The following is a 25916-nucleotide window of genomic DNA, read 5'->3' as shown; positions in this document are numbered from 1 at the left end:
TGGCAAATGACATTCTGGGTCCTCTGGCAGTCTTTTTAATGATATGCTGAGTCCTCTTTTCTTTATGTGGCAATCCCTATATACCAAATTTACAAAAATTAGCACTGTCCAATTACAGGTAAGAGTCTAGCTTCAGGCGCACCACAAAAAAACCGTTCCACAACCAAATGTTGCAAAACGGCTTTTCAAAAAAATATTTTATCCTTTAAAAGCATCAGTCAGATTGGTAACGATTTGTTTTTTACGTGAAACGACGCCTTTCAGTAAAGCGCGGTTATTCTTAAGTATAACATTGAAAGCTTTTTCCACTTTATCCTGATCCTTACCGATCGCCAAAACATCTGAATCACTATGAACGATATCAGTCGCTACGAACAAGAATAAACCGAGGTCTTTCTCATGAACAATTTTTGTGATCTCATCTTCCAGCTCTGCCTGACGCTGGTACACTTCTCCCAAATCAACGGTATTCACCTGTGCGATTTGCACATTGACACCATTCATGACAAATGGCTTCGCATCCATTGTCAGTAGCTCAGCAACAGTGTATTTACTTAAATCGGCACCGGCTTTCAGCATATCCAATCCATACTTGTCGGCATCGACTTCTGCAATTTCAGCCAATGCATGCGCTGTATCGACATCGATTTTCGTACATGTCGGTGACTGGAACAGCAATGAGTCGGAAATGATTGCAGACAATAGCAGCCCAGCAATCTGCTTCGGTATAGCAACATTGTTTTCCTTATACATTTTGTAAATGATTGTTGCTGTACAGCCTACTGGCTCGGCACGGAACAGCAATGGTTCCTTCGTCTCAAAGCTGGATATGCGATGGTGATCGATCACCTCTGAGATGCGAACGTCCTTGATGTTATCGACACTTTGTGGAAACTCATTATGGTCTACCAAGATGACACTTTCTACGTCATCGCCAACTTTTTCAATGTATTGCGGTGCCTCTGCTTTAAAATAATCCAATGCGAACTGTGTTTCTTGATTCGGTTCCCCGAGTCTGGCAGCCTCGGCGTTCAAACCAAGTTCCTGCTTCAAGTGCGCATAGGCCAAAGCAGAACAGATAGTATCCGTATCGGGATTTTTATGTCCAAAAATCAATATCTTAGTCATGAATCATTTCTCCTTTAAAATAGGTATGTCTGCAAATATTTTAGCATGTTGCAGGGGGTCCTGTCACTTTTCGCGAGTTTAGTAAACCCATCGCATCTATTCCGTTTACTTTTCCATTTTTTCTTTCTATCATAAATGAAGTAAGCGGATATAAATACGTGTCAAACGTATGCATTTTTTCAGTTTTATGTTTTCATTTATTTGGAAGCTCATTCCAATCCATTATCCATCATTCCATTAAAAAGGGTGTTCTAACATATGAAAAAAATAATCATTATCGGCGCCGGGATTCTCGGAGCCACCACAGCATATAGGCTGGCCAAAGCGGGAGAGGATGTGACCATCATTGATCAGCAGATCCCGGGCCGGGCAACTCAGGTCGCCTCGGGCATCATTTGTCCTTGGTTATCCAAACGGCGTAACCAGGCTTGGTATAAACTTGCAAAACATGGGGCTAAGCTTTATCCGGAACTGGTGAAAGAATTGACCGAGGATGGACAAAAGAACACTGGATACAAACGCACCGGTGCTTTATTCCTGCGCAATTCAAAAGAAAAACTGCAAGCATTCAAACAAAGCGCTCTTGTTCGGCGGGAAGAAGCTCCGGAAATCGGGGAAATAACCCTCCTGAACCCACAGCAGGCCACAGCAATATTCCCACCCTTACAGGAAGCTTACGGTGCTGTTCACATTGCTGGAGGAGCTCGGGTTGATGGCGGGAGACTGGTGCACAGTCTTTTGGAAGCAACCAAAATGTACGGTGCCCGTATCATAAAGGGACAAGCAATGTTGCAGCAAAAAGAAGATACAGTCTGGGGTGTGGAAGTAAATGAAAAAACAATTGAAGCAGATGCTGTGATTGCAGTAAACGGTGCTTGGATGCGCCCTCTTTTAGCAGAAATCGGAATTGATTTTTTGGGCAGCTTTCAAAAAGGACAGCTAGTACACTTGCGAACATCGCAGTCGGATACAAGCGACTGGCCAGTTGTTTTACCACCCAGCGGACAGTCGATCGTCAGCTTTGATGATCACCTTGTTATTGGGGCCAGTCATGAAAATGATGCCAGCTTTGATGCACGAATTACTGTAGGGGCGATGCAAGATGTGCTGACAAAGGCGTTAACGTTTGCTCCTGGTCTGGCACAAGCTGAAATTACGACAACAAAATATGGATTTCGTCCCTTCACACCTGACTTCCTGCCAATATTTGGTCCAATACCAGAACTGAAAGGACTGTTCATCGCAAATGGATTGGGGGCATCAGGTATGACAACCGGGCCGTTCATTGCGACAACGCTAGCAGATATTGTGCGTGGTAAGCGGCCTGCCATAAATGTGGACGATTATACGACAGCCGGGGCCATCCGTACCAAATAATTTCGAAGGGTTACAAAAATGGGTATAACTCGAGCTTAGGCACTTCCCGAAAACCAATTTCCTTCCATGTTTCTGCTGCTTTTTCATTACGCAGTATCTTTACATCATCAGATTGGTTTGATATCGTTAAATCATACAGGAAACGAGGCGGTAGATATGAAAGGAAAGCTGCTTATCTTAATTATTGTGGTCGTTATTTTGATTGCTGTGGCTTTCAGCTATTGGCTGTTGCAAACAATGATCAAGGATGAACATCAGTTGCACTCCTCAGGACAAGTATCGTACAATACCCTCACGGTTGCCGACGATACTTTCGCAGCCGCAAATTTATATTGAAAAAAGCAGAAGAGAACGGGCGGCATGCCAACTTCCTTCTGCTTTCATATCCATCTTGTATAGAAAAAGCCTGGAAACCCGTGACTATATTTCATCCTATGAGACGCTTTTTTTAATCCTGCCTGCAGTAATCTTTTCAATAATGCGGTTAAAATGCAAATATGTAGACTGAAAAATCGGGCTCTGAATAAACGTGAAAATAATGCTGAAAATGAACACTGGCCCACCTAGTAAAAAACCAAAAACCAGCACACTGCTTTCCGTGATAATACGCACACGCGCAATTGGTGCAGATAATTTCTCTGATATGGACAGCATAAAGCCGTCACGAGGACCTGCTCCTATTTCCGCAGCGTTATATAACCCTCCCCCAAAACCCATGAGCAAAATACCACTCAACATTGGCAATATGTCCGTCCAGGCCTTACGTGCTTGTGGCAAAAAATCCATCCATAGAAAAAAATCCACAAACATACCTACCATCACTGCATTGATCAATGTTCCAATACGAATATATTTCTTATCAAGTGCCAATGTTATGCCAATAAGGGTTAAACCGATTAAAATGTTCCATGTGCCGATCGTGAGACCCATTTTTTCAAATAGTCCCACAGTCAGTACATCCCATGGATGAACGCCTAAATGCTGCATATTGATCGTCAGGCTGATACCCAGACTGAAAATGATTAATCCGAAAATAAAGAAGGACCAGCGTATCAGCTTTACCATTATCCCACCTCCATATCCTCTACCTATTATAGTGCAGCATTCCCATTTTGTTACGAATTTTCTTTCAACGCAAATAAAGACCCCCCCTTGTTTTTACAGCGCAATTACCTTTTTAACCGGGTAACTGCAAACAGGAGCCCCGTGACCTGCTATTCATTCCCATACCACTCTATCGCTTTGCGCTCCAGCTGCTCCACAAAAGCATTTTTTCCGGCCATATATGCTTGAATATTTTTTGGAAACTGAACTGCCAACTTTTCTTTCAAGTCACCGTACTCTCTTGCCGTCTCTTGATGAGCACGAAGGTAATCCCTGACTGCAAGATGACGGCGAATATCCGACCTGTTATCTTCCTGAAAAACATGGACATGACAGGTGCGCCTGCTTTCACCCTTTCTAAAAAATCTTCTGCCTGCAATGCCGTATTCTCCCATGGCTGCGTACCCGAGCTGTTCCATCTGCAAATTGCAGGTATCCACACTTTCAATATGTTTCACCACTGGCATGATATCAATGATCGGCTTTGCTTTCAAACCGCTGACAGAGGTGCTGCCGATATGATAAATGCAAACAAGCAGATTGCTGAGAACTTCCGTGATGTGTTCCGCTTCTTTCTCAAATATGCACGGCCATGCTGAATGATATGGAACGACTTCCACCCTCCTCACTACCGCTCCCCCTTTTTATGATCCCCTGTACCTGGCATAAATCAGGTGCGTTTTACCGAAGATATCAGATTCTTTTTCTTTCTTAAATCCAATCTTTTCAGCCACACGAATAGATGCCACATTCAACGGATCGATGATACTGATTAATTTTGACAATTTCATTCGTTCAAAACCTAGCTGCCTGCATACTTTTGCAGCTTCAGTAGCATACCCTTTTGACCAATGATGCTTATGGATATGGTAGCCAATTTCCATCTCTTCCTGACCATCCACGATTTGTTTAACGATACCGCAATCGCCAATCAGCTGCTTAGTATCTTTCAAGCACACCGCCCATAGCCCTACACCATCAACCAAATATCTTTCTTTATTTCTATCAATCCATTTTTTGGTTTGCTGTAATGAAAACGGTGCGGGGTAAAACCGCATCGTTTCCACGTCAGAAAAGATCCTGTGAAGCTGTTTTAAATCAGCACCTTCATACGGCCGCAAAAAGAGCCTTTCTGTTACTGCAATGATCATGTTTCCTCTCCCCTCGATTCACTACAGCAGCCCTACTAGCTGCAAGCCACGCCAAATACCATCATCCTCCACGGATGCAGTTACATATTTCGCTGCCTTTTTTACAACCGGGAGCGCATTTCCCATGGCGACACTATGGTGAAGCTCTGATAGCATCTCGATATCATTAAGGCCATCGCCAAAAGCGTATTGCTGTTCTTTTGCAAATCCTAATCTGCGAACAATTTGTTCGATACCATTCGCCTTCGAGCCTCCTTTGGGAATCACATCCACAGAAACCGGATGCCAGCGGATGAAATCGAATTCTGGAAATGCTTCTTCATATTGTTCTTCCTCACCTTCCGGACAGAACAAAAGCGTCTGGTACAATGGGCGTCCCTGACTGTAAGCGGGATCCACGGCTGGCATTTCGACTTGCAGCGTCCGCAGACTTTCAATAATATAATCATGTTCTGGAACATTAGCCCTCATGTCTTCATGGTCCATAAACACGACTGGGTGCTCATGTTCAAGTGCCATTGCCGTTAATTTTTCCAGTGCTTGGCCGTCAAGTGGATTTGTGTAAATCACCTCATCATTCAATACGACATACTGTCCGTTATAGCTGACAAAATGGTGAATATCCAATTCCGTGCGCAAATCCTTAAACATGAAAGGTGCCCGCCCTGTCGCGATTGCTACCTCATGTCCCTTCTCTTTCAATTGGGAAATCGAAGTCTTTGTTGATGAAGGCAACTGCTTTTCATGATTGAGCAAGGTGCCATCAATATCGAAAAAAATAATACTTTTATCTGCCATTACCTATTCCTCTTTCTACTTATCTTTTTGTATTACGTTCATTGCTATCCATTCTAAACCATTACAACCACTTTTTAAAAGGAATGATATTGCATGATCATCCCCTTGTCAAAGTTACGATGTTACCACAGTTTAAGAGAACCTTCATTTTTTTCAAATAGTTATGGGAGGATATGAATGACCGAGTGGTATATAATGATAGAGAAAAGTAATCCCACGTGGGTTACAGTATTTCAAGGAGGAAACAAGCATGCTTAAAAATTTTGATGAAAATTTACTAAAATATGCAAAACTGTTAACTGCAAAAGGAATCAACGTACAGCCCGGAGACTGGGTTAAAATGACTGTATCAGTTGAGCAGGCTCCTTTTGCCCGCTTAATCACAAAAGAAGCGTATGCACTTGGTGCCGAAAAAGTAATTGTAAAATGGTCTGATGATGAAATCAGTAAACAGCATTACCTGCATCAGCCGACGAAAGTGCTGACTGATATACCTGATTATGAGATTGCTGAATCAGAAGATCATGTCCTGAACCATCGTGTATGCCGCCTTTCTATTCTTTCAAGCGATCCAGGACTATTGAATGAAGTGGACCCCGAAAAAGTCGCCGCATATCAAAAAGTGGCTGGCAAAGCATTCAAAGCACAACGAAATGCAACTCAAAATGATGATTTGAAATGGACTGTAGCGGCAGCTGCCGGTCCCGCCTGGGCAGCAACAGTTTTTCCAGACTTAAAAACCTCCGAAGAACAGGTCGATGCACTATGGGATCAAATTTTCAAAACCTGCCGTATTTATAACGACGACCCTATTGCTGTCTGGGACGAACATAAAAAAACATTGAACGAAAAAGCAACCAAATTGAATGAAATACAATTCGACGCCCTGCATTACACAGCTCCAGGCACTGATTTGACTCTTGGACTGCCGGAGAACCATATCTGGCAAAGCGCGGAAAGCTATGATCCGAATGGGACTGAATTCATTGCCAATATGCCGACAGAAGAAGTATTTACCGCCCCGGATACGCGTCGTATGGATGGTGTAGTGCGGAGTACGAAGCCGCTCAGCTATGCAGGTACCATGATTGAGGGGATCGAAGTCCGTTTTAAGGACGGCAAAATTGTAGATATCTCTGCTGAAAAGGGCGATGCCACCATTAAAAAATTGGTGCATGACAATGAAGGGGCAACAGGGCTAGGCGAGGTGGCGCTTGTCCCGAATCCGTCCCCTATATCTCAATCTGGGATCATCTTTTTTGAAACATTGTTTGATGAGAATGCATCAAACCACCTTGCAATCGGCGCTTCTTATCCAACAACCATTCAAGGCGGTACAAAGATGAGTGAGGAAGAACTGATGGAACACGGTATGAATGTTTCTACTGCACATGTTGATTTTATGATTGGCTCTGCACAAATGAATATCGACGGCATCAAAAAAGATGGGACGGCTATGCCAATCTTTCGCAATGGCGATTGGGCTTTTTGATCCCCTAAGTGTCAGGCACTCTCAGTGTCTGACACTTTTTTAAATCTGCTGAAAACGTTTATCTATCATAGCTATTAGGGAATAATGTGGAATATATAATGGACTGCATATTCCTAAGAAAAATAGTTAGAAAAATCGTGTTTTTATGTTGACATTCCATTCTGTCATAAGTATAATTTAGTTACAAGGTTACTAAAAGTTATTAAAATGGAGGTATGACGAATGACAAAAACGACATGGAAAGTTGATCCTGCACATACTAGCTTGGAATTTTCCGTAAAGCACATGATGGTTTCGAGAGTGAAAGGCACTTTCGAAGATTTCGAGGCCCGGGTTGAAGCGGATCCGGAAGATTTGACAACCGCGGAAATCGAATTCAATGTGGACTTAGCAAGTATTGAAACACGTAACAAAGGACGCGATGAACATTTGCGTTCGGCTGATTTTTTTGATACTGAAAATCATCCTAAAATGACATTCAAGGCAACGGAGATCGTCCGTAAAGGGCAAGGCGAATATGATATTACTGGTGACATGACGATACGCGGAACTACAAAGCCGCTAACATTCCACGTCACCTACGAAGGCTCCGGAAAAGACCCATGGGGTAATGAAGTTGCCGGCTTCAGCGGAGAAGGTAAGTTGAACCGCAAAGACTTCGGGCTTACTTGGAATTCGAAATTGGAAACTGGCGGAGTGCTTGTCGGAGATGATGTGAAAATTTCCATTGAACTTGAAGCGACAAAAGAAGCATAACAATAGTTTTAAAAAGTTCGGTACCCATAAAGAAAGGCACCTGGGAAAGGTGCCTTTTTTCATGGAGCTTGCTTTTTCAACATATACATTTTTACAGATAAACAACCTTAAACCTTTCACAGACTATCAGCATATCATCTTTGAACTCCTTGACCATCCTCTTTCATTCTCCTGCAAAGCACTGTTTATACTCCATTTGCCAATAAGCTAATGAACGATCCCCTTCTTTGAAGGGCGCTTCACATCTGATCGTTGTGCATGGATTTTTCTTACAGTCACTTCCCAGAGCTTTCTTGCTGATTCATTTTTCATTCCTTCTCTCCCCATCACTTTCGAGAAACCATTCGTCACATTTTTGAAGTTGCCTTTGTTTTCACTTGTTTTTCCGGTTTTCTTAAATTTTTCCATTTTGGATAACCTATCAAGATGGCGACAATACCGCAAATGCCAAGCATGAAAGGGTAAAAGGAGTACGGCATGATGGTCACAGGCGAAATGGCAGCAAGTCCGGAGGCAGCAAGTAACTGGCCGCCATAAGGAATTATTCCTTGAAAACAGCTGGAAAAAATATCAAGCAAACTGGCCGTTTTCCGCGGATCGATATCGTATTCATCAGCGACGCTTTTGGCCAACGGACCGGTAATGATGATAGAAATAGTATTATTCGATGTTGCAATATCTGTCGCGCTGACCAGCCCCGCTATACCTGCTTCTGCACCTTTTTTTGATTTGATTCGTTTCGTAATAACGTGCAACAGGAAAGTAATGCCACCGTTAAATTTGATAAGCTCTACCATGCCGCCAATAATAATAGCAATGATAGCGAGATTTTCCATACTCATGATACCTTCTGAAACTGCTTTAAAAAACGTCGAAAGACTGTAACTCCCATCCATCCATCCAATAATGCCGGCAAACAGCGTTCCGCCAAACAATACAACCAGCACATGCACGCCAACGATTGCAGCAATCAGAACCGCTAAATAAGGCAGCACCTTCAAGAGTTCAAAGGAGTACTCCTGGGAAACCGCGGCTTGTGCATTCATCGTAATAAGACCTAGAATGACAGCAGTCACAATGGCCCCTGGCAGCACAATAAAAAAGTTTACCTTGAATTTATCTCTCATCTTAGTATGTTGTGTACGCACCGCCGCGATGGTGGTATCGGAGATCATGGATAGGTTATCACCAAACATAGCTCCACCGACCACTGTCGCCATAGAGAGGGCCAATGAGATATCCGTCTGCTCCGCAATACCTATTCCAATTGGTGCCAGCGCTACAACAGTTCCTGTCGATGTGCCCATCGAAATGGAAATGAAGCAGCCGATGACAAACATCCCTACCATCAGCATATTGCCTGGAAGAAAAGACATCCCCAGATTGACTGTAGCCTCCACTGCACCCATCCCTTTGGCAACCTCGGCGAAAGCACCTGCCAAAATAAAAATCATCGCCATTAAAATAATATTAGGATTCCCGCCACCTTTTGAAAATGTCTCCACTTTTTCCATCAACGTTCGCTTTCTATTCATCGTTAACGCCAGGGCAGCTGCAATAACCAGCGCCACATTAATCGGCATATTGGAAAAGTCTTTGGAAATGATACCTGTCCCAATAAACAGCAGTACGAATACAACCAATGGTAATAATGCGATAAAACTTCCTTTTTCTTCGTTCACTCTGCCTCTCCCCTGTCTCCTATAACGGCATAAAAATAAAAAGCCTCTCCATCATAGAGAGGCACATTAGCAAAACAGCCTCTCTTATTTTTCAAAATAGTCATTTTGTAGGATTTAGCACCAGTTCATTTTACATGAAAGGTTGCTGTAGCTTCATTGGGCCTATTCCCTCCACTACTCTTCATAAGAGATGTCACTTCTATTCAGTTTTCAATGCTAAAGCAATCTTAGTTATTCAATTTAACGAAAAAAAAGGGAAAAGTCAATGATTCTTTCTTTTTATAAAAGATGAAACCTTTACCGAACCGGCTTGTTCATTTAGACAGCATGAACTAATAACGCGCCCTGTACATTCACCTATTTTCCTTCCAAGCATAGGATAATGCAGTAACGCAGTACTCTTTGAAAGGATGAAAATATGTACCCATATTATTATGTCAATGCTTATCCGGTCTTCAACCCTGTTCCGTTTTCCGGATGGAACAGGAGTATTGATCCTTACATCTACACAGATGGATGGCATCAATTTTATCCAGCTGCACCAGCCACGGAAAGAAAAATGATGGCACAGGATTACGGTCAGCAGCCATTTGTAACCGATATCGAAAAAGCTGCTGAAGAAAACGATTATTTTCGCACGGCGCTATGGACCGGCAAACATCTCCAGGTTACATTGATGAGTATTCGTCCTGGCGAGGATATCGGCTTGGAGGTCCACCGGAATGTCGACCAGTTTTTAAGAATTGAAGACGGCCATGGATTGGTGCAGATGGGAAATGCCCAAAATAATCTCTTATTCCAGAAAAACGTCTCGGAGGACGATGCGATTATGGTCCCGGCAGGAACATGGCACAATGTGACAAATACAGGAAACGAAGCGCTGAAACTGTATTCAATCTACGCTCCTCCCGAGCATCCATTTGGTACCATCCACAGAACGAAAGAAGAAGCGAAAATGCAAGAACACTAGAAAAAGGGGGCTAGCCAATATCCGAATCAAGCTTCGTAAAGTTTCTTTAAGTATGGTGCTATCACTTCAATATATGGAAAGACGTCTTTTCCATTTTCATACTGAAATTAAAATGAAGAAGAGTGCTCTGTATCATGCAGCGTTCCTCTTCTTCATGCCCTCTATGTTACGGATATCACTCAAATCATTGCTGTCATCAAGGCGTGTTTTCCTTGAATACTTCTTTCATAACAGAAACAATATATGCTACATCTTCATCTGTACAAGAAAGTGGAGGACACAGCGCTAATATATTGTTGTATCCCTCAACTGTATCACCATTTTTGCCGATGATCAGTCCTTTTGCTTTACAATCACTGATGATTTTATTTACTCGCTTTGGCAGGGCTGGTTGCTTTGTTTTCTTATCCTCCACCATTTCAATCCCCAATAGAAAACCTAAACCGCGAACATCGCCAACAAACGGATGATTCTTCAATTCTGCAAGCTCGTTTTGTAATCGTTCTCCTAACAATGCCGATCTTTCGACCAAATTTTCTTTTTCCAGGATTTCTATATTTTTAAGTGCCACTGCGCATGCTGCAGGGTTCCCACCAAACGTGTTTACATGACGGAAATGATTGTTTTCTCCGTTACTCTCAAAAACTTTATATATATCTTTTCGGACCGCAGTAACAGATAAAGGTAAATAAGCACTGGTCAATCCTTTCGCCATTGTCACCATATCGGGTTTGATGTTGAAATGCTGATGGCCAAACATTTTACCTGTTCTGCCAAAACCACAAATCACCTCATCAATGATTAGCAACACACCGTGTTTCTTGCAAATCTCTTGTACTTTTTCAACATATACGCGATCCGGAATGAGGATACCGCCACCTGTTATTAGCGGCTCCATGATGACTGCTGCAACCGTTTCTTTCTGCTCCCAGATGATTTTATCTTCCAGTTCCTGTGCCCGCTGTAAATTATATGCTTTTACTGACATGCCATCCGGACGCCGGTAATTATCGGGCGGTGAAACGTGCAGAAATCCGGAATTAAGTGGCTCATACTTATATTTTCTTAATGCCTGACCCGTAGCAGATAAAGCCCCCATTGACCCGCCGTGATAGGCACGATAACGTGAAATGAATTTATGCCGCGCCTGTTCTCCATTCTGCTGATGGTATTGTCGAGCAATTTTAAAAGCAACCTCATTGGCATCAGAACCACTATTGGAGTAAAAAATCATATAGTCATCTCCAAGCAGTTCGTTTACTTTTTCTGCAAGCTGAATCCCAGGCATATGGCTCTGTGTCATGGATGTGTAAGCCAGTTTTTGGATTTGTTCATACGCTGCTTTGGCTAACTCTTTTCGACCATAGCCAACATTCACACACCACAATCCTGACATACCGTCTAAATATTTGCCACCCTCATGATCAGTAATCCATGCCCCTTTCCCTTCTGTTACTACCATTGGTCGTTTCTCATTGTTATACTGCGAGATATGATGCCACACATTCTCGCGATCTTGGTCCACAATAGAAGGCGACTGATTTACATCTTTAGCAGTTTTCATTTCAATTTTCTCCTTTCCAAACCATGTATTAATCTTTACGTGCACAACTGTTGTTCAGAGCAGCACCTTATACAACCAACATCTTCTCTTTATTGACAACCTCCGGATATTGCCTCATAATTTATTTTACAAATAATTATAAAGATTGTAATTTCACACTGTGTAACATGATGAATGGATTCTCTTAACAATGCGGAGGGAAGCATATTGGTCAATAACTTTGAGTTAACCATGAAGGATATCCTGCAAAGAAAAATCTTTCAACACGCCAAAGTCATTGCTGGAAAAAATGGATTGAACAAACAAGTAAGGTGGACTCATATTCTGGAGACAAATCAATTTGAGTCCCTGATAAATGGCGGTGAACTGATTCTAACTACCGGCTCGGGTCTAAAACTCGAATCCTCCACGGAATTGACTTATATCCAGAATTTAATCAATAGACATGCAGCTGGAATTTGTATAGAGATTGGCACACATGTCACATACATATCAGATGAAATAATCGAATTAGCAGATCAACACCAATTCCCTATCATTATATTTGACCATTTTGTAAAATTTGTGGATATTACACAGGATCTTCATTCTCTGATCATCAATCAACACCATCAGATGCTTCATCAGCTGTATGAACTCTCTACAAGATTTAATGAACTTTCTTTACTGCCCAACGGCATTTTAAAGATCCTCCAGGAGCTGCATACCTACCTAAAAAAAGACATTTTATATCTGACAGATGAAGCAAAAGCCTACTACTACCCGCCTAAAATAAAATACATAGAAGAAAAAATGCGCGAATGCCTATCAGAATACACACCCTCGCCTGCAAAAGAAACATTCATTTCACTGGATGATAAACAATTTGCCGTAGTGCCAGTAAAAGGATTGGGACAGATCTGGGGCTATTTATGTTTGCAGGCTGAGGAAAGTATTCTGAAAGATTTCTTGTTTTCCATTATGGATCGTGCCGCACTTGCGATTGCACAAATCATGTTACGAAACAGAACTGTGGAAGAAAGAAAACAAAATATAGAAGACAAAATGGTTCGCAACCTGCTTCATGGTAAAGCGTGTGATACAGATGAGCTGCAAGCAATCATCCCTTTATCTGCAAACAGTTCTCATTACAGATTAGTTCTTATACAAACCAATCAACCCGAAATAAACGCAATGGAAGGGGACTGGAATGAAATAAAACTGCAACGGTCAGTTATATTTCGCACCCTATTTAAGCAGCATGGATTATATCCAGCTGTATCTGTCAGGAAAAATGACATTGCTGTCATTGCCTCGTTCAAATTGAAAGGCAGCGAAACACAGGGAAGGAATCAATTTACACAGGTTATGCGATCGATAAAAAAATTACTTGCCAGGAATATCTTAGATGGCAGCAAATGTGTTTTTGGAATCAGTAGAGTTAATCAGGATATAAACGCTTTGGCAAACAGTTATCAGCAAGCGAAAAGAGTCCTTTTTCTACAGAATGCAAACATCATATCTTCTGCCTTTTATGAAAAAATTGGAGTGTATCAATTGCTTCTAACGCATCAGAAATCGCATTTAAAATTATATATTGATGACTGCCTGGAACCATTGATAAGGTACGATCGTGAAACACATAGTGAACTGCTGCGCACCTTGGAGGTTTACCTGGATTGTTACGGTTCAAAAAAAGAAACAGCAGAGAAATTGTTCATTGTAAGGCAAACATTGTATCATCGCCTAAAGAAAATAGGAGAATTGATTGGAAGTGATTTCATGAAACCGGATAATCGTCTCGCTTTAGAGATGGCTATCAAGGCATTTTATATGAAAGATGCGATTAAAAATGATTGAAAGAAATTGCTTTGCATATTTCTTTCAATCATTTATCATCTGATGGTGTCAAGCTTGATCCACTGCTAAATCCAATACTGTATGCAGCATCACATTGACCCCGTTTTCGCAATCCTTCCAATACGTCAATTCATCTTCTGAATGACTTTTACCTTTTACACTTGGTACAAAAATCATCGCAGTAGGGATATAAGACGCAATAAACTGTGAATCATGTCCAGCGCCACTCAGCATTCTTTTGATGGAATACTTCAGATGATTTGCCGATTGTTCTAATAAATTCACTAAATTCTGATCAAACCATACTGTATTTCTATCCCATAATTTTTTTATCTGTACCTTGCATTTTTCCTTTGCAAAATGAACTGGCAGCACCTCAATGATCTCCTCTACCTGGCGGATGACGTTGGCATCATAATGCCTTGCCTCCAGGGTGAAGACCACCTTATTTGGAATAACAGTATGAATGTTTGGACTGACATTCATTCTTCCAATCGTATAAACGAGCTCACTATCTAATTTACTCATACGGGAGCGTATGATCGAAATTAAATCGTTCGTTGTAAACAATGCATCTTTTCTCATCGGCATTGGCGTCGTGCCAGCATGATCAGAATCCCCGCTAACTTCAATTTCATAACACACCATGCCGACAACACCCTCCACAATACCAACTTGGAGCGACTCGCTTTCTAAAACAGGGCCTTGTTCAATATGCAGTTCCAGGAAAGCAGTGGCATTCTTTAAACGGTTGGCTTCATTTCCAGCAAAGCCGCTGTTCTTAAGCGCTTCGCCGAATGTGACGCCATTTTTGTCCTTGGACTGTAACATGGCCGCTTTATCAAACCAACCTGATAAGACACCAGACGCCATCATGGATGGCTCGAATCTTGCACCTTCTTCGTTGGTAATATTGGCTACAACGATAGGCAATCTCGGTTTCATGCCATTTTCGACGATTGTCCGGACTACTTCCAACCCCGCCAGCACACCAAGCACACCATCAAAACGACCGCCTTTTTCCACAGAATCCAAATGAGACCCAACCACTACCGGGGGCTGATCGTTGTCCGTCCCCGGCAATCTTGCATACATATTCGCCATATCATCCAATACGACTGTCATTCCGAGCTTTTCACACTCGGATTGGAAATGCTTCCTTACTTGGATATCTACATTGGATAATGACAAGCGGGTAACCCCATTATTTTCAGTTCTGCCAAAATCAGCAAATGCTTCGATTGTCTGCTTTAGCCTCTCACCATTAATTAATACTTTTTGTTTTTCCATTCTTCATCCCTTCCCTGAATTCCGACCTGTCCCCACAAACTTCATTCTTTCTCCAGCTCCCGTTGTTTGATATAACGCGTGGCAAAGTACTTTCGACTGTCAGGATTCGTTAACAGCAGTGTTTTTTTATCAGCTCTCAATTTATCCTCAAATTCCACCACATCTCCGTCAAGCGTGCCATTTAAACCAATAATGGTATAACCTTGTTTCAATAAACTGTCCACTTGCAATTTTTCTTCCAAAAACGCATCATAGGTTGACAATCTTTCATCCTTCCTTTCTGCAAGAGTAATTTGAAAGGATTGCTTTTTTTATACATTACTTTGCACTTCTTCCTGTTGCTTCGTAACTTCCCCATCGATAATCCAGTCGCGTCCCACAGTAATTCCCAAATATTTGTCATCACTTGGATCCAACATTTCCGCCTGCGGGAATTTTTTAAAATACCAATATTTCGCTAAAACATAGTAGAGAGCACCAGCTAAAACAAAACCGACGATAAACGAATAATCCATCAAAAGAATAGCGACAATGCCGCCGACCACCCATGCAAGAAAGCCTGCAATATTTATTCCGCCATGAAATCTGTATTGCCCATTATGTTGATAGAGCTCCTGTACATTTACTCTGCGTTTCCGCAAAAGGTAATAATCGACAACGAGAATACCACTTATCGATGATAAAACTGCTCCGATGAACAACAGCGCCTGAGTCAATATCTCATAAACACTCCATGGCTGAATGATGGTTCCTACTACTCCCACAACAAATACCGCAATGACATTAGATGCTTTCGGCCCCAAAACATTGGAAAAAATAGCCGCAGCAGGGATGATATTTGCCGCTGTATTGGTGGACCACTGCGTCAGCACAATCATAAGCAGCAGCATTCCCAGCATCCATCCTGAGGCGGTTTCTTGCAGAGCGACAACAGGATTGGAAGTGCCCGCCACCATAAATGCAGCCGCCCCTATCATGATCATAAATGCTTCAGTCAATGGCATAGCAATCAGACTGCCAATTAAATTTGTCCGGTTACGTTTAAACCAATTCCTTTCGAACTTAGGTGCTTTAAAAAAACGCGAGATTGTCGGTATATCACAACCCAATGTTGCCCAAAATCCCATATTGGCAAAAATGACAATGATAAATGCCGTAAATGCTGCACCACCTGTAACCGGACTTTCCGCCCAAGCCCAAACATTGCTCCCCCGTTCTACAATGTCTGCCGTCAATGTTTGATAGATAATCAGGGATAAAATGATGATGATCGGTGCCGCAAAATCAGCAAATCGCTCTACCCACTTGATGCCAGAAGCTGTGTTGATCAGCTGGACAAGAGCAAATATGGCATAGCATAGCAGCCAGTTATCGAAACCTGAATGGATAGTATGAATAATAGAATTGATTGCAGTTGAACCAAAATACGTATTCAACCCAAACCAAAATGATGCTGTTACTGCGCGAGTTATGGAGGGGATATGAGTACCGATAATACCGAATGGCGCCCGCATATAAACTGGAAAAGACAAGCCATGCTCAACCCCGATATCTCCGACGATTGAAATGAAGATCCCAACCGCGATACAGCCAATCAATGTAGCCAATACAACCCAGGGTAAGGAAATATTCTGTATACCCGAAGCGCCGATATCAAAGGTTGCCAAAAGTATAGCCATCCCAACCCACATTGCAAAAAATCCCACGATTCCTATCTTCCGCTGTTCATAGCCAATTGGAAGTAAATCCGGTGACTTTAGATACGAGTTGTTTTCACTTGTCTTTTCCATCATTCATCCCCTTTTTATTTATTGAGAGTTATGAGTGCCTGACAAATGGCCAAGCAGCTATTACCTCGGTTAATATAAGATCATTTCACCAAATCCTCCGCCTTTTTCGCTTCAGCAGCTGTATGATGATTGAATTTACTGCACTTTAAATACTTACCTTTTCCAGGGGCTCCTACAAAATGCTTGTTTTTTATGACATATTCCCCTCTGGAGAGCACTGTCACAGGCTCACCTGTTACCTGCATCCCTTCCAACGCACTGTAATCCACATTCATATGATGCGTATTTACCGAGATGGTCCGCTCCACATTCGGGTCGAATAATACGATATCTGCGTCACTGCCTGGCGCAATCGTTCCTTTTTGTGGAAACAATCCAAACAGCTTTGCAGCATTTGTGGAAACAAGGTTAACGAATTCATTCAGTGAAATTCTGCCCTTTTTGACCCCTTCTGAAAATAAAATACTGAAACGGTCTTCAACAAAAGGCCCACCGTTCGGTATTTTGGAAAAGTCTCCCTTTCCAAGTTCTTTTTGTCCTTTAAAATTGAAGGAGCAATGATCGGAGCCAATAGTCTGTAATTCACCGCTTTTTAATGCGTTCCACAGAATCTCCTGATTGGAACGATCACGTAAAGGAGGTGACCAAACATATTTGGCTCCCTCAAATCCTGGTTTTTCCAAATAAGATTGGTCCAGTACAAGGTATTGCGGACATGTCTCCCCATAAACACGGAATCCTTTACTTCGTGCTGCCGCAATTTGTTCCACCGCTTCTTTACAAGTTACATGAACCACATACAGCTGTGAATCTGCGAGGGCAGTCAATTTAGCAGCGCGTCCTGTGGCTTCTCCTTCCAGCTCGGGTGGGCGAGTCAACGCATGGTTGATTGGTTCTGTACGCCCTTCTTCTAACGCTTTTTCAGTTAAATAGTTGATTACATCACCGTTTTCCGCATGGACCATCACCAAACCGCCATGTTCTCTGGCAGTAATTAATGTCTGAAATAATGTCTCATCATCTGCTTGCAAAACATCTTTATAAGCCATGAACACTTTAAAGGAAGTGACGCCTTCTTTTTCAATCACTTCAGGCAATTCATGAAGAATATTTTCGTTCGCTTCAACAATTTGCAGATGGAATGCATAATCGATAGCAGCCTTGTCTTTTGATTTAGCATGCCATTTTTTTAACGCGCTTTTGAGTGATTTACCTTTTTCCGTCAGACAAAAATCAATAAATGTCGTCGTTCCGCCGTGGGCCGCAGCAATGGAACCGGTCTCGAAATCATCTGAAGTAACGGTACCGCCAAACGGCATATCCATATGTGTATGTGGATCAATCCCTCCAGGCATGACATAACAACCTGATGCATCAATCACTTCTGCGTAAATATCACTGATATTTTGGCCAATTGCCTGCACCTTATCGTTTTCAATCAGTACATCTGCGGTATAAGTATCTGTGGCGGTTACGATCGTTCCATTTTTAATAATTTTTTTCATGATGAATCCCCCTATATACATAGACTAATTCCTGTAAATTCCCCAGAAAATGGTTAGTTATGATTCATTGTTTGCAAAGCAGCCTGTCTGTCATTCCATGACATTGGTGATTCAGTTGTAACGAGATCCACCATGTCAATCGCTCCTTCGACCGGGCAAACAATTGAACAAAGATTACAGCCGACACAATCATCTTCTCTGACTTTCAAATAATCGTTGCCTTTTTCATCCATCAATATATCTATACATTGATGAGACGTATCTTCACAGGCGATATGACACTTATTGCAATTGATGCAAACATCATTATTGATGCGAGCCACAAGTTTATGGTTTAAGTCCAAATTGCTCCAGTCAGTATATTTTCGGACTGATTTTCCAATGATTTCACTGACAGATGCAATTCCTTTTTCATCCAAATAATTGCGCAAACCTTCCGTAAGATCATCAATAATACTAAATCCATGATGCATTGCTGCAGTGCAAATCTGCACACCGCCCGCACCCATCAGCATAAACTCGACTGTATCCTGCCAGCTTGAAACACCGCCTATACCCGAAATTGGGATATGGATATCAGGCTGTCGCGCACATTCTCCAATCATATTCAGGGCAATGGGTTTAACTGCTGGACCACAGTAACCCCCGTGGGCTCCCATCCCATTTACATTAGGCATTGGATTCCATGTATCCAGGTCCACGCCTATTAAACTATTGATCGTATTGATCATGCTGATTGCATCAGCACCTCCGCGCTGTGCAGCGCGGGCAGTAGCAGTGATGTCGGTAATATTGGGTGTCAGTTTTGTGATGACAGGCACCTCTGCGGCCTCTTTGCAATATAAAGTTGATTTTTCTACTAAGTCTGGATGCTGGCCGACTGCCGCCCCCATCCCCCTTTCAGACATACCATGCGGGCAGCCAAGATTTAATTCAAAACCATCAACTCCCACGTCCTGCACCCGTTTGACTATTTCGTGCCACTTATTACGTTCGGGTTCTACCATTAATGATGCAACAATAACCCTGTCGGGAAACCTTTTTTTTGTTTCATAAATTTCCTTTAAATTTTCATCAATCGGTCGATCAGAAATTAACTCAATGTTATTAAATCCGGCTACCCGTTGCCCATTAAAATGATGCGCACCAAAACGTGAAGTGACATTCAGTACGGGTTCACCGAGTGTTTTCCATACAACGCCACCCCATCCAGCTTCAAATGCGCGCTGTACCTGGTATCCTGTATTTGTTGGTGGTGCAGAGGCAAGCCAATAAGGATTAAGGGATTTGATTCCTGCAAAATCGATGCTTATATCTGCCATATTCATCCTCCCAAACGGTTACTTTACATTTTTTGCTAGACATGCGCAGTTTCAGTCTCTTTTAATTGCTGATGTACTGCGTATGCCGTCTCTTTCCCCTGCTGTGCCGCAGTTACTACCATTGCTTCACCGATTCCTTTTCCAAAAACGACATCACCGGCAGCATAGACCTTTGGGTGTGAGGTTAAGAACGTTTCACTATCTACCTTCACAACACCACCATGGTGTTCAAGACCAAATGCATCAATCAGCTGCTGATGCCGCGTCTGACCAATTGCTTTCACCACGATATCAACATCCATTAAAAATTCAGATCCTTCTATCTGTACTGGCCGCGCACGCCCATCAGAGCCCGCCGATTGCAACTTCATGCGCACGCACTCCATTTGCCGGATACGACCATTTTCATCACCGATCAAACGTTTAGGTGCCACTAACCATCTGAATTCAACACCTTCTTGTTTGGCAAATTCATATTCAAAATCATATGCCGACATTTCTGCCTCCGTCCGGCGATAAAGAATTTTAACATTTTCGGCACCGAGTCTCACTGCTGTAGTGGCACCATCTATCGCTGTATTGCCGGCACCGATAACAGCCACACGTTTCCCGATAAACGCAGTTGTATAACGCTCGTTTTTGGCTTCTTCCACCAAGTCAATGGCATCATAAATTCCTGACAGTTCTTCTCCTTCAATGCCCAGCATCGGTACTTTTGACATGCCCGCTGCAAGAATCACCGCGTCATAATCACTCATCAGATCTGCAGCAGATACATCCTTGCCCACTTCCGTGTTTGTATGAATCTTCACACCCAAATCCGCGACCTGTTTGACTTCCCACAATGAAATATCCTTCGGCAGTCGGAATGGAACAATACCATGCGTATCTAGTCCACCTGCTTCAGCCTTGCTTTCAAAAATCGTCACGTCATACCCCAACAGTCCAAGTTCACGCGCTGATGACAATCCTGCCGGCCCACTGCCGACAATAGCGATTTTTTTTCCGTTTTTTTCTCCAGCTTTAAACAGTACCTTTTCGTTTTTAATAGACCAATCGGTGGCAAAACGCTGTAAGTCACCAATCATAATAGGCTTGGTAACATGATTCAGCACACAAGCTCCTTCACATAATTCCTCAGTCGGACAAACTCTGCTGCAACTGGCTCCCACTGGATTTGCCTCCATGATTGTTGTTGCCGAGCCTTTCAGATTCCCGGATGCAATTTTTTTGATAAAACTTGGGATATTTATCCCTGTGGGGCAGGCTTTGATACAAGGTGCATCGTAACAGTAAAGACATCTGTGGGCTTCGTCTAACGCTTCTTGTGCATTGAAACTAGGCCTGGACTCATCAAAATTTTTTGCCAGCGCTTCTGCTGACAGTAAATTTTGCAGTAAATTTTCCACTGAAAAGCCTCCTTACAGAACTTATGGACTTATTATTTAGCAAATCATATCTCATGTTTATTTTTACAAACCATGACTATCGATTCTGGTTGGATGTTGAAATCACCCCCTAAAAATCGAACATATTTGAACATAATTTATCTCATCTATTTTATGCAATGCTTAAAAAGTAAGCGTTTGCATTATTTACTCGCTATTATAATGATTTTGAATTAATTATATAATTGACATAGTGTAACATCATTACAATCATTATTAGGCACTTTGTAGCGATTTAAAATTTGCAAAGACATTATATTGGATGAAATTTTCCTGTCACGGCATCCACACGTCCGCAAATAAAAAACAGTAGCGATGATTGATCCTACAATCCCATACTGCAGCACTTTCAGACGTTTTTCCAAGTATTCAAACGGTGACAGCGCGCCCAGTATTTCCTACATTTTTCTCATATGTTTTCCTAGAACAGATAAATTGATAATCCCACCGGCGGCATCGCCAATCACATACATGATAACAAACCATCCCTGTTGAAAAGGCTAAAGGGGACCCTGAGAACATGAACACGCACATGGATGTGCTTTGCATAGTTAACGCAGAACGGCGGGACAATATGCGGTCACCAGGTAAATAAGAATCTGGTGATTTGGAAGCTTTTTTGGAAAAATTTAACCCGATGCAGGAGAGGATTAATCAATAAAGGATAAAAATGACAACATCCAACCTCACTTTTCATTCCTCTCCTTATCCTTTAATTTATCATCCCTATCCTTGATGAATACATGATAATACCCAGAGCCAACCAAAAAAAGGCCATGGAACGATATACTAAAAACTGTCCCCAGGGAATTAAACATCTACTTCTCCCCTTGCAAATATAAATAATCTAGTCTAGTTCAAATTTATGTATGTAAACAAGCAATATTACAAAAAAATGAGAATCTGCCCTGGCACTTCTTTCCGAAAGCTGTCACGCTATTAACAGTTACAATCTATTTCTTGACATTTTAATTTTCGAACAGTAAAGTATGAATTAATAGAAAATTGCATAGTAATCATTTTCTTATCCAGAGAGGTGGAGGGACTGGCCCTGCGAAGCCTCAGCAACAGACAAACATTTTGGCGTAAAAACGCATAAATGCAGTACTGTGCTAATTCCAGTAGTGAGAACTAGAAGATAAGAAGAGCGAGCAGCCTCATGCAGAACCCTCTTCTTTTTTCTGGAAGCGGGTTTTTCTTGTTCAGGGTTATACAAATTTATTTACAGTCAACACATGAAAGGAAGATGATCTAATGACAAACACAACCATTACTGTAAAGGCACCTTTTCGTGCAGACCAAGTAGGCAGTCTTTTGCGTCCGAAAAGCATTCATCGGGCAAATGAAGAATATAAAGCAGGCAAAATTTCTGCCGAAACATTACACGAGATACAAACGGAAGAAATCAGACGGGCAGTGGATAAGCAAATTGAAATTGGCCTTCAAGCTGTGACAGACGGAGAATTCCGGAGAAACTGGTGGCATTTTGACTTTCTGGAACAACTGGACGGTGTTGAGGGGTATGTTTCCAAAGAAGGCCGCCCATTCAAAGGGATCCAGACAGAAAAATATAACATCCGCAATACCGGTAAAATAACTTTTAAACCTGACCACCCTTTCATTAGAGATTTCAAGGAATTCAAGAAAATTGTCGGTGACCGTGCTGTCGCCAAACAGACTATTCCCAGTCCAAACCAGTTATTTCCTGCCGGTATTCGGAATAAAAACGTTTATCCGGATATAGAAGACTATGCCAAAGATATCATTCAAGCCTATCGGGATGCAATTCAGTCCTTTTATGATGCAGGCTGTCGATATCTGCAATTCGATGATGTCTATCTGGCCGGCCTATCCTCCTCTGAAATGCCATATAGCGATGGTGAATTTACAAGAGAAGAACTAATAGAGCTGGCATTAAGCGTCGTCAATCGAATTCTGGAGGATAAACCAGCAGATTTAGTCATTACTACCCACCTTTGCCGCGGTAACTACCGTTCAAAATGGGCTTTCGAAGGGGGTTATACGCCGATTGCTCCTTACATTTTCGCAAATGAGAAAGTGAACGGATTCTTCTTGGAATACGATGACGAGCGTTCGGGGGATTTCGAACCGCTTAGCTATATTCCAGAGGGGGGCCCATCCATCGTTTTAGGGGTTCTTACCTCCAAAAACGGAAATTTGGAGGACAAGGAAACGATCAAGTCGAGAATAAAAGAGGCTTCCAAATATGTGCCACTTGACCAGCTATGCCTGAGCACACAATGTGGTTTTGCATCCACCCATCACGGAAACGAACTGACCGAAGAAGATCAGTGGCATAAATTGCGTTTTGTTGTAGAAATTGCGAAAGAAGTGTGGGGATAGGACAGGCGGTTCATACCTAAAGGATCTGGGACAAAACCCAAAGTTTTATCCCAGATCCATCTAATGAATAACTTACTTCCACCTTTCGTAGACCTATTTCTACCTGTTCAGTGCATGTTATGGGCCCATCTCGCTCCTATCTTCAAATTTGCTGACCCGCCAGCTTGAAGTCCTTCTTGAAGTGCCTGCATTTCTTGGTTAAGGGAAGGATATATATGAATAGAAGGAAACTCGATTTGGCTTGGTGGCCGGGCAGATTTTGCTGCTTCTGCAAATTCTTTCAAAGCAGTTTCCAATTGTCTCAGCTGATCAGCCTCAAGGTGGTCTTCTATTGCTGGGTGCTTAGACCCAGCGATCACGAGATAGCCTATCCTTTGCGCTGCAACAACTGCTGGCCAGTATGTTTCAAGTGCTTTACGCTGTTGTTTTAATTCCCCAGTAGCATTATCATAAACAGACCTCACATTGACCAGTGCAGTTTCGACGTTGCGCCGCATTTTTTCAAATTTCTCTTTGTCTATTTCTTCCTTGAAACCCTCGGGAGACGTGAGCATGACAAGCAGCAGCTTTCCTTCTTTTTCAATCAACTGCCCAAGAACTGCCGGCAATCTAGTGGAGGAGGCATGCCGCCATAACAAAAGTCCCCCAATTACACCAATGATACAACCTGTTATCGTATCCAACAGACGTGTAGAGATTAGACTATCAGCGGTGACACCGCTCCTGCCACTTTCCGCCATGAGCAAAGCAAGCGGTGTGATAAAGGTCACCCCAAATCCATAATTACGTGTAATGGTGAATTGAATACAAAATTGTAGTGCCATGATAGCAAAAGCAATAATAAAAGGGGACGACTGTAGAGCAACAAGTCCCGCTCCGATAAATATTCCAACTGCTGTTCCAGCGGCCCGCTGAATGGACCTATGAAAAATCGTTACTGGGGTCGTCCCATTCAATACAGCTGCACAAGTTAAAGGTACCCAGTAAGGCCGTTCGGTCCCAAAAGCGGCCGCAATCAATGTTGCAGCCACAAGTGAAATTCCTATTCTGAAGGTTGTCGGAAGAACGAGAGAATCCCGGTTAAACGCCCCCATAAACGTGTCAAGAAACGTCTGTTTTCTTAACTGGATTCTCTGTTCTGATTCATATTTATCAGCTGCTGCAACACAAACTGCAGTGGAAAGTTCTCGAAAAACCCGTTTCCTGGCAGCCGTCTCTTTAGCAGGACGGGGTACATGGATAGATTGTGCTTTTTTGGGGTCAGAAATGGCATCAGCCAGATAACGGACTGTACTGGCCAGCTCATCGACCAACTTTCCACTTTCTTCGGCGGACAATTCCACACCTGCTAAAAATAGTGCATTCGCACGGTATGTCAATTGTTGCAGCCGGGCTGTTTTTCCAGTGCGCGGCAGGCGCCGTATTTCAGCCGCCTGCACAACCTCTTGCGCTGTTCTTAAAGCCACGGTTGCATTGCGTTCCTTATAATCTGCTTCAAAAGAACCGATCGCAGACAAAAATCCCGCAACTTCCTTATAGGCATTCTCTACAGCGGTATTTTCCGGTCCTCGTGGTTTTACGATACAACCTGACATCGATAAAACCCATGCCCAGCACCCTCCCAAGGCTACCAACCCTGAACTGCTCAGAGCACTGGATACTGGTATTGGCAGTCCAGTCCCCACCGCACAAACGAGCGTGAACAAAAAACCAGATGGTTTCGGTACCCGCCACGTTTCACAAAGAAAAAATGCCAATGTACTGACCCCAGCAATGGTAAAAGTCGTCAACCAAAGACTGCTCCCAGACAAAATACCAAGTCCCATGGATACGGATAACCCAATTAATATTAGAAATAAACGGACCGCACGCTGTGCATATGGTTCATTATTGGTATATGCTGCTGTCAGTCCCCCCATCGCCGCAAGCAGTCCAAGCGATAGATTTCCTGCTGCGGCTCCGACCATCAATGGAATTCCCATGCTTAATGCAGCTAAAGTCGCCTTTTTCCATGGATAGCCAGCGGAACGGAGCTGGAAAATTGCCCAAAATGAACGATGCTCCGACTCTGGTGGTTTAGGTACAGGAGGCGAATATGAATAATATCGTCTGTCTTCTTCCATATTTTCTTGTTGGTCTACTTTGTTTTGCTCGGTGCCGTGAGACTTTGAATTCATATATATCCTCCGCGAAACAAGATATTTCTTATATTTTCCTTTTTGAGACAGTCAGATTTCTTATACCACTTATCCTTATAATGTACACATATACGAAAAATACCAGGCATCAATTGAGAAATGCCTGGTGTTTTCTTAACCTGAAACAAAATAAAATGC

Annotated in this window: 21 protein-coding genes and 2 riboswitches; of the genes, 7 read left to right on the top strand and 14 right to left on the bottom strand. The window is 42.5% G+C overall.

Going from position 1 to position 25916, the window contains the following annotated elements; translation table 11 throughout:
• Positions 1–198: 198 nt before the first annotated feature.
• Entirely contained in the window at positions 199–1128 is a 930-nt protein-coding gene (locus ACFSMW_RS00780) for a manganese-dependent inorganic pyrophosphatase (RefSeq protein ID WP_390352171.1), read from the bottom strand.
• Positions 1129–1386: 258 nt separating this feature from the next.
• Between ACFSMW_RS00780 and ACFSMW_RS00775 the strand changes: the two genes are divergently transcribed.
• Together ACFSMW_RS00775 and ACFSMW_RS00770 are read left to right on the top strand one after the other, a co-directional pair.
• Positions 1387–2505, top strand: a complete 1119-nt coding sequence (locus ACFSMW_RS00775) for an NAD(P)/FAD-dependent oxidoreductase (protein WP_390352169.1) — start codon at positions 1387–1389, stop codon at positions 2503–2505.
• Between the two features lie 156 nt (positions 2506–2661).
• Positions 2662–2841: a hypothetical protein gene (locus ACFSMW_RS00770; RefSeq protein WP_390352168.1), complete on the top strand. Its 180-nt coding sequence runs from the start codon at positions 2662–2664 to the stop codon at positions 2839–2841.
• Between the two features lie 96 nt (positions 2842–2937).
• Here ACFSMW_RS00770 and ACFSMW_RS00765 read toward each other — a convergent pair whose 3' ends face one another.
• The 4 genes from ACFSMW_RS00765 to ACFSMW_RS00750 form a co-directional block, all read right to left on the bottom strand.
• A complete protein-coding gene (locus ACFSMW_RS00765; RefSeq protein ID WP_390352166.1) occupies positions 2938–3570 on the bottom strand; it encodes a YczE/YyaS/YitT family protein in 633 nt (210 codons plus the stop codon).
• 149 nt (positions 3571–3719) lie between these two features.
• The gene (locus ACFSMW_RS00760; RefSeq protein WP_390352165.1) at positions 3720–4238 is read right to left on the bottom strand and encodes a GrpB family protein; all 519 of its coding nucleotides are present in this window, start codon (positions 4236–4238) and stop codon (positions 3720–3722) included.
• Between the two features lie 15 nt (positions 4239–4253).
• Positions 4254–4760, bottom strand: a complete 507-nt coding sequence (locus tag ACFSMW_RS00755) for a GNAT family N-acetyltransferase (protein WP_390352163.1) — start codon at positions 4758–4760, stop codon at positions 4254–4256.
• Between the two features lie 21 nt (positions 4761–4781).
• Complete coding sequence (locus ACFSMW_RS00750) at positions 4782–5558, bottom strand: Cof-type HAD-IIB family hydrolase (RefSeq protein ID WP_390352161.1); 777 nt, start codon at positions 5556–5558, stop codon at positions 4782–4784.
• 250 nt (positions 5559–5808) lie between these two features.
• On the opposite strand from ACFSMW_RS00750, the gene ACFSMW_RS00745 reads away from it, so the two are divergent.
• Together ACFSMW_RS00745 and ACFSMW_RS00740 are read left to right on the top strand one after the other, a co-directional pair.
• Positions 5809–7050: an aminopeptidase gene (locus ACFSMW_RS00745; protein WP_390352159.1), complete on the top strand. Its 1242-nt coding sequence runs from the start codon at positions 5809–5811 to the stop codon at positions 7048–7050.
• 222 nt (positions 7051–7272) lie between these two features.
• A complete protein-coding gene (locus ACFSMW_RS00740) occupies positions 7273–7806 on the top strand; it encodes a YceI family protein (RefSeq protein ID WP_390352158.1) in 534 nt (177 codons plus the stop codon).
• Between the two features lie 347 nt (positions 7807–8153).
• On the opposite strand, the gene ACFSMW_RS00735 is transcribed toward ACFSMW_RS00740, so the two are convergent.
• Positions 8154–9488: a Na+/H+ antiporter NhaC family protein gene (locus tag ACFSMW_RS00735; protein WP_390352156.1), complete on the bottom strand. Its 1335-nt coding sequence runs from the start codon at positions 9486–9488 to the stop codon at positions 8154–8156.
• Between the two features lie 81 nt (positions 9489–9569).
• Positions 9570–9678: riboswitch (SAM riboswitch) on the bottom strand.
• Positions 9679–9906: 228 nt separating this feature from the next.
• Between ACFSMW_RS00735 and ACFSMW_RS00730 the strand changes: the two genes are divergently transcribed.
• Positions 9907–10458 carry a cupin domain-containing protein gene (locus ACFSMW_RS00730; RefSeq protein ID WP_390352154.1) on the top strand — a complete coding sequence of 184 codons (552 nt, stop codon included), beginning with the start codon at positions 9907–9909 and terminating at the stop codon, positions 10456–10458.
• Between the two features lie 196 nt (positions 10459–10654).
• On the opposite strand, the gene ACFSMW_RS00725 is transcribed toward ACFSMW_RS00730, so the two are convergent.
• Positions 10655–12022: an aspartate aminotransferase family protein gene (locus ACFSMW_RS00725; protein ID WP_390352152.1), complete on the bottom strand. Its 1368-nt coding sequence runs from the start codon at positions 12020–12022 to the stop codon at positions 10655–10657.
• Between the two features lie 207 nt (positions 12023–12229).
• On the opposite strand from ACFSMW_RS00725, the gene ACFSMW_RS00720 reads away from it, so the two are divergent.
• Complete coding sequence (locus ACFSMW_RS00720) at positions 12230–13861, top strand: PucR family transcriptional regulator (RefSeq protein ID WP_390352150.1); 1632 nt, start codon at positions 12230–12232, stop codon at positions 13859–13861.
• Between the two features lie 48 nt (positions 13862–13909).
• Here the strand turns inward: ACFSMW_RS00720 and ACFSMW_RS00715 are convergent, their stop codons facing one another.
• The 6 genes from ACFSMW_RS00715 to ACFSMW_RS00690 form a co-directional block, all read right to left on the bottom strand.
• The gene (locus tag ACFSMW_RS00715; protein ID WP_390352149.1) at positions 13910–15151 is read right to left on the bottom strand and encodes a Zn-dependent hydrolase; all 1242 of its coding nucleotides are present in this window, start codon (positions 15149–15151) and stop codon (positions 13910–13912) included.
• Between the two features lie 41 nt (positions 15152–15192).
• Positions 15193–15414 carry a hypothetical protein gene (locus ACFSMW_RS00710; protein WP_390352147.1) on the bottom strand — a complete coding sequence of 74 codons (222 nt, stop codon included), beginning with the start codon at positions 15412–15414 and terminating at the stop codon, positions 15193–15195.
• Between the two features lie 48 nt (positions 15415–15462).
• On the bottom strand, positions 15463–16941 hold the full coding sequence (locus tag ACFSMW_RS00705) for an NCS1 family transporter (RefSeq protein ID WP_390352145.1): 1479 nt from the start codon (positions 16939–16941) through the stop codon (positions 15463–15465).
• A gap of 80 nt (positions 16942–17021) precedes the next feature.
• Complete coding sequence (hydA, locus tag ACFSMW_RS00700) at positions 17022–18446, bottom strand: dihydropyrimidinase (protein WP_390352143.1); 1425 nt, start codon at positions 18444–18446, stop codon at positions 17022–17024.
• A gap of 53 nt (positions 18447–18499) precedes the next feature.
• On the bottom strand, positions 18500–19768 hold the full coding sequence (preA, locus tag ACFSMW_RS00695) for an NAD-dependent dihydropyrimidine dehydrogenase subunit PreA (protein WP_390352142.1): 1269 nt from the start codon (positions 19766–19768) through the stop codon (positions 18500–18502).
• A gap of 35 nt (positions 19769–19803) precedes the next feature.
• Complete coding sequence (locus ACFSMW_RS00690) at positions 19804–21177, bottom strand: NAD(P)-dependent oxidoreductase (protein WP_390352141.1); 1374 nt, start codon at positions 21175–21177, stop codon at positions 19804–19806.
• 1060 nt (positions 21178–22237) lie between these two features.
• Positions 22238–22361: riboswitch (SAM riboswitch) on the top strand.
• Positions 22362–22470: 109 nt separating this feature from the next.
• On the opposite strand from ACFSMW_RS00690, the gene ACFSMW_RS00685 reads away from it, so the two are divergent.
• A complete protein-coding gene (locus tag ACFSMW_RS00685; protein ID WP_390352139.1) occupies positions 22471–23580 on the top strand; it encodes a 5-methyltetrahydropteroyltriglutamate--homocysteine S-methyltransferase in 1110 nt (369 codons plus the stop codon).
• A gap of 107 nt (positions 23581–23687) precedes the next feature.
• Here the strand turns inward: ACFSMW_RS00685 and ACFSMW_RS00680 are convergent, their stop codons facing one another.
• Positions 23688–25757 carry an FUSC family protein gene (locus ACFSMW_RS00680; protein WP_390352137.1) on the bottom strand — a complete coding sequence of 690 codons (2070 nt, stop codon included), beginning with the start codon at positions 25755–25757 and terminating at the stop codon, positions 23688–23690.
• Positions 25758–25916: the final 159 nt, after the last annotated feature.

The organism is Tigheibacillus halophilus (genome assembly GCF_042683165.1).
Lineage (GTDB): Bacteria > Bacillota > Bacilli > Bacillales > Amphibacillaceae > Tigheibacillus > Tigheibacillus halophilus.
Note: the sequence above shows the minus strand (reverse complement) of the source record. Positions and strands in the feature narration are given on the sequence as shown.